Genomic DNA, 4360 nt, shown 5'->3' on the forward strand with positions numbered 1-4360 from the left:
TCAAGCTGGTCGACGTCGTCGACGCGCTGCCGAAGACCCGTTCGGGCAAGATCCTTCGCAAGACGATGCGCGGCATCGCCGCAGGCGGGGACGAGCCCGTGCCTTCGACGATCGAGGATCCTGCCGTGCTGCACGCAATTCGCCCCATCCTTCGGGGTTGAGACCGCTGCTGGCCGAGGGCCGAACAGCGCTCACGACGGAGCTTGCCAGATCCAGCGCCATTCCGCGGGTTCGAATGCAGCCGAAGGCTGAGCGAGTGCTCAGTGTTCCCGAACGTGTTCTCGTCGAGGCAGACTCGTCACCAAGGGGGTGTCGACGCCCACTCGGCCGATACTGGCGGCACCACCGGGAGAACCGAGTGGGGCGTCGCGGCCGGGAAGCGTCTGATCGAAGAACGCGGCATTGTCGGCCAGATGTTGAATCTGGTCCTCGGGCAGATCGGTCTCGTATTCGATCGCCCCGACGCGACAGATCAACTTGCAGGCACCGCAGTCGACGCACTCGTTGGGGTTGATGTACAGCGAGCGGTCGCCCTCGTAGATGCAGTCGACGGGGCACTCCTGGAGACAGGACTTGTCCATGACGTCGACACAGCCGGTCCCAATCACGTAGGTCATGGTGGTCAAGCCTACGAGTCGGGTGCGGGGTGCTCGAAGGGCCAAAGGTCCTGCACCGCAAAGACGAACGCCTCTGCCGGCGCTCAGGGGCCCGTTCGTCCGCTGGAGTCGGGACCAACGACCCTGGTGACCACGACCGCGCGGGGCGCACAGTTGCAGTGATTCGGCAACACCGCCCAACGCGCTACCGCTCCATTCCACTAGGCACCGACGAAGAGGAACACCATGACGCAGACGATCGATTCACCAACGCGCGAACACCAGGGCGGCGAGCGAATGCGTGCCGCGGTCGTCACCGGGTTCGGCGACCCCTTGCAGATCGTGGAGATGGACCTGCCAACTCCCGGCTTCGGTGAAGCGCTGGTCAGGCTGGAGACCTCCGGCATATGTCACACCGATCTTCATGCCGCGCAGGGTGATTGGCCGGTCAAACCCACGCCACCGTTCGTTCCCGGTCACGAGGGATGTGGCACCGTCGTCGCCGTCGGCGACGGTGTGGAGGACTTGCGGGTCGGCGACAAGGTGGGCAACGCCTGGTTGTGGTCGGCGTGCGGGCACTGTGAGTACTGCCGTACCGGCTGGGAGACGTTGTGTGAGAGCCAACGCAACGGTGGCTACAGCGTCAACGGCAGCTTCGGCAGCTACATGCTGGTCAACGCTGCCTACGCGGCACGTCTCCCCGACGGCATGGACTTACTGGAGGTGGCACCGATCCTCTGTGCCGGGGTGACGGTCTACAAGGGCCTGAAGGTGACCGATACCCGTCCCGGTCAGTGGGTTGCGATCTCGGGCATCGGTGGGCTCGGCCACATCGCGGTGCAGTACGCCCGCGCAATGGGTTTGCGCGTCGTGGCCATCGACGTCGACGACGCCAAGTTGGACCTCGCCGCTCGCCTCGGTGCGGAGTTGACGGTCAACGCCCGCACGACCGACGTGGTCGCGAAGGTCCAGGAGGCCGTCGGCGGCGTGCACGGCGTACTGGTCACCGCCGTTCATCCGCAGGCCTTCGGTCAGGCCATCGGACTGGCCCGCCGTGGCGGCACCATCGTCTTCAACGGGCTGCCACCTGGCGACTTCCCTGCCCCGATCTTCGACATCGTGCTCAAGGGCCTGACCATCCGCGGGTCCATCGTCGGCACCCGCCAGGACATGGTCGAAGCGCTCGACTTCTACGCCCGCGGTCTGATTCACCCCACGGTGGCCAGCGCGGAACTCGACGACGTCAACGACGTGTTCGGTCGCATGGAACGCGGACTCATCGACGGCCGTGTCGTCATCGACTACCGGACGCCCTGACCGGAGCGGGCAGACCGAGCCGCTCCCGCAGGGTCGACGCCGGGTACTCGCGGTGGAACAGCCCTCGCTCCTGCAGGATGGGGACGACGAGGGCGGCGAAGTTCTCCAGGTCGACGACGGCCTCGGCGGGCATGATGGTGAATCCGTCAGCGGTGCCCGCTCGGTACCACGACTCCAGATCGTCGGCGACCTGCTCGGCCGAGCCCACCAGCAGTCGATGCCCCGAGCCGCCGGCGGCCATGACGACGAGTTCCCGCGGCGTGCGCGGACCCTCCTCGATCAACGCCCTGATCGCCGCACCGAACCCCGCCGAGAAAGCCTGCGCCGCTGGCGTATTCGGCAAGTCGGACGCGGAGATGGGATCATCCGGACCGAACGCACCCTTGGAGATGCCGAGGTTCACGAGGAGATCGTCGGTCAGGCGCGCGATCGGCAGCGTCGCCGTGAGCTGCTCGGCGCGGGCGTGGGCGTCGGCCGCGCTCGCGGAGACGAGCACCACCACGCCCAGCGACACCTTGACGTCGTCCGGTTGCCTGCCGGCGGCAGCGGCCCGCCGCCGGATGTCGTCGCGGAAGGCCACGGCCTTCGCCCGGGTCTGAGCAGCGGTGAACACGACGTCGGCGAAGTCCCCAGCCAACGTCAATCCGCCCTCGGATCCGCCGGCCTGAACCAGCACCGGACGCCCCTGCGGGCCCGGCGGCACGGGGAGGGGTCCGGCGACGGAGAAGAACTCTCCGTCGTGGTCGACGGCCCGCACCTTCGAGGCATCGGCGTACCGGCCGGACGCCTTGTCCGCGACGAGCCAGCCCGGCTCCCAGCTGTCCCACAATCGCGTGACCACGTCGAGGAACTCCCAGGCCCGCCGGTACCGGGTGTCCTTGTCGGGGTGTGCAGCCAGACCGAAATTGGCTGCGGCAGATGATGTCCCGGTCGTGACGACGTTCACCGCCGCGCGCCCCTTGGTGACGTGATCGAGCGCCTGAAATCGGCGGGCCAGGTTGTACGGGGAGTTGTAGGTCGTCGAGCTGGTGACCACCACACCGATGTTCGTCGTCGTCGCCGCCACGTGGCCGAGGAGGACGAGCGGATCCAACCCGGTCCCTGGCGCTTCGCCAATCTCACCGCCCAGTGCGGGCCCGTCCCCCAGGAACACTCCGTCGATCGTCGCCTCCTCGGCGATCCTTGCGAGCCGGGTGAAGTGGTCGACGTCGACGTGGGCGAGCGGATCGGCGTGCGGCAGCCGCCAGGAGTGCCGAAAGTGCCCCGGCGTCATCAGGGAGACCAGCAGGTGAAGGCCACTCATCGAATCGCCGGCCGCCATCCGAGACGCGGGGCCAGGTCGCGTGCCGTGTCCTCGAGGAGCCGCAGGTGTTCCGCGTGGTCGGGCACTCCGGGGACGAAGCTGACGAGCAGGTCCGTGACGTTGCGCAGGGCGGGGTCCGCGGCGAGCTCGTCGGCCAGCGCGGCACTGGGTCCGACCAGGGCGTGATCGGTGGCCAGATAGTCCTCGACCGTGCGGGTGCCCCTCGGGTCGCCGTGAGTGCTCCAGCTCTGCCAGCGGCGCACCCCGGGAGTGACCAGCCGAACGGCCTCGGCGTGATCCGGGTGAGGGTACACCGCCCGAGAGACTTGCACGCGCGGAGACGTCGCCGCATCCGACCATGCGGCTCGGTAGGTGGCGATGACGTCGGCCTGCCTGCTTTGTGCCGCCTCGACCGTGCCGTCCTGCCAGGCGGTGGCACGCGAGAGTTGCAGTCCGTCGGCGGCTTTCGCCACCCGCTCGGCGGCCCGGTGGGACTGTGTCGGGTCGGCCGAGATGGCCTGCCACAGACGGCGACGGACTCCATCGCCCGGTGGATGCAGGACCTCCCCCACCCCGTTGAGGGCGCCACCGCCCAGGACGTGATGCAGACGGTCCACCGAGTCGTCGAAGGTGCGATGTCTGTCGGCCAGATCCTTCCCGAACGCTTCCCACGCCCCGGCGAACGGACCCGAGCCGACGCCGAGTTCCAGACGTCCACCGCTGATCTCGTCCAGCGTCGCGGCGTCCTCGGCCACCTTCAGCGGATTCTCGAGCGGCAACACCAGCACGCCGGTCCCCAGTCGAATCCGAGTGGTGCGCTCGGCAATCGACGCCAACACCACCAGCGGTGCGGACACGTGTTCGTTTCCCTGCCGGAAGTGGCGCTGGATCACCCATCCGGAGTCATACCCCAAGGTCTCCGCAGCGGCGAACAGCTCGACGGCGTCGCGGTAGGCGTGGGCGGGCGGCACGTCGCGGTCGAGGTGGAGCAGAAAGCCCAACCGGAACGCACGACCGTCCTCGACGCCCGCTCCGATTCGGTGGGTCGCGACGCTGGTCATGTCAGAGGTTCAGCCCGGTTCCGTGCACGCCGTGCTCGTCTATGAGGGCCAACTCCTCGTCGGTCAGCGGCGGGAAGTCGAGC

The 4360-nt window shown here is 68.2% G+C and carries 4 protein-coding genes; 1 reads left to right on the forward strand and 3 read right to left on the reverse strand.

Annotation, left to right across the window (positions count from 1 at the left end; translation table 11 throughout):
- Nucleotides 1–260: 260 nt before the first annotated feature.
- Nucleotides 261–617, reverse strand: coding sequence for a ferredoxin (gene fdxA, locus ABW137_RS14660; protein ID WP_526401122.1), 357 nt, complete (start codon nucleotides 615–617; stop codon nucleotides 261–263).
- Nucleotides 618–842: 225 nt separating this feature from the next.
- On the opposite strand from fdxA, the gene adhP reads away from it, so the two are divergent.
- Complete coding sequence (gene adhP, locus ABW137_RS14665) at nucleotides 843–1913, forward strand: alcohol dehydrogenase AdhP (protein ID WP_526401124.1); 1071 nt, start codon at nucleotides 843–845, stop codon at nucleotides 1911–1913.
- On the opposite strand, the gene ABW137_RS14670 is transcribed toward adhP, so the two are convergent.
- Complete coding sequence (locus tag ABW137_RS14670) at nucleotides 1891–3216, reverse strand: NtaA/DmoA family FMN-dependent monooxygenase (RefSeq protein WP_526401126.1); 1326 nt, start codon at nucleotides 3214–3216, stop codon at nucleotides 1891–1893. The genes adhP and ABW137_RS14670 overlap by 23 nt on opposite strands.
- Nucleotides 3213–4277: an LLM class flavin-dependent oxidoreductase gene (locus ABW137_RS14675; RefSeq protein WP_526401128.1), complete on the reverse strand. Its 1065-nt coding sequence runs from the start codon at nucleotides 4275–4277 to the stop codon at nucleotides 3213–3215. The genes ABW137_RS14670 and ABW137_RS14675 overlap by 4 nt, the downstream gene beginning before the upstream one ends.
- Nucleotides 4278–4360: the final 83 nt, after the last annotated feature.

Origin of the sequence: Mycobacterium sp. (genome assembly GCF_040509115.1) — a bacterium.
GTDB lineage: Bacteria > Actinomycetota > Actinomycetes > Mycobacteriales > Mycobacteriaceae > Mycobacterium.

Coding starts and splice junctions, on each gene's coding strand:
- fdxA (WP_526401122.1), bottom strand. CDS start 617: ATGACCTACGTGATTGGGACCGGCTGTGTCGACGTCATGGACAAGTCC.
- adhP (WP_526401124.1), top strand. CDS start 843: ATGACGCAGACGATCGATTCACCAACGCGCGAACACCAGGGCGGCGAG.
- ABW137_RS14670 (WP_526401126.1), bottom strand. CDS start 3,216: ATGAGTGGCCTTCACCTGCTGGTCTCCCTGATGACGCCGGGGCACTTT.
- ABW137_RS14675 (WP_526401128.1), bottom strand. CDS start 4,277: ATGACCAGCGTCGCGACCCACCGAATCGGAGCGGGCGTCGAGGACGGT.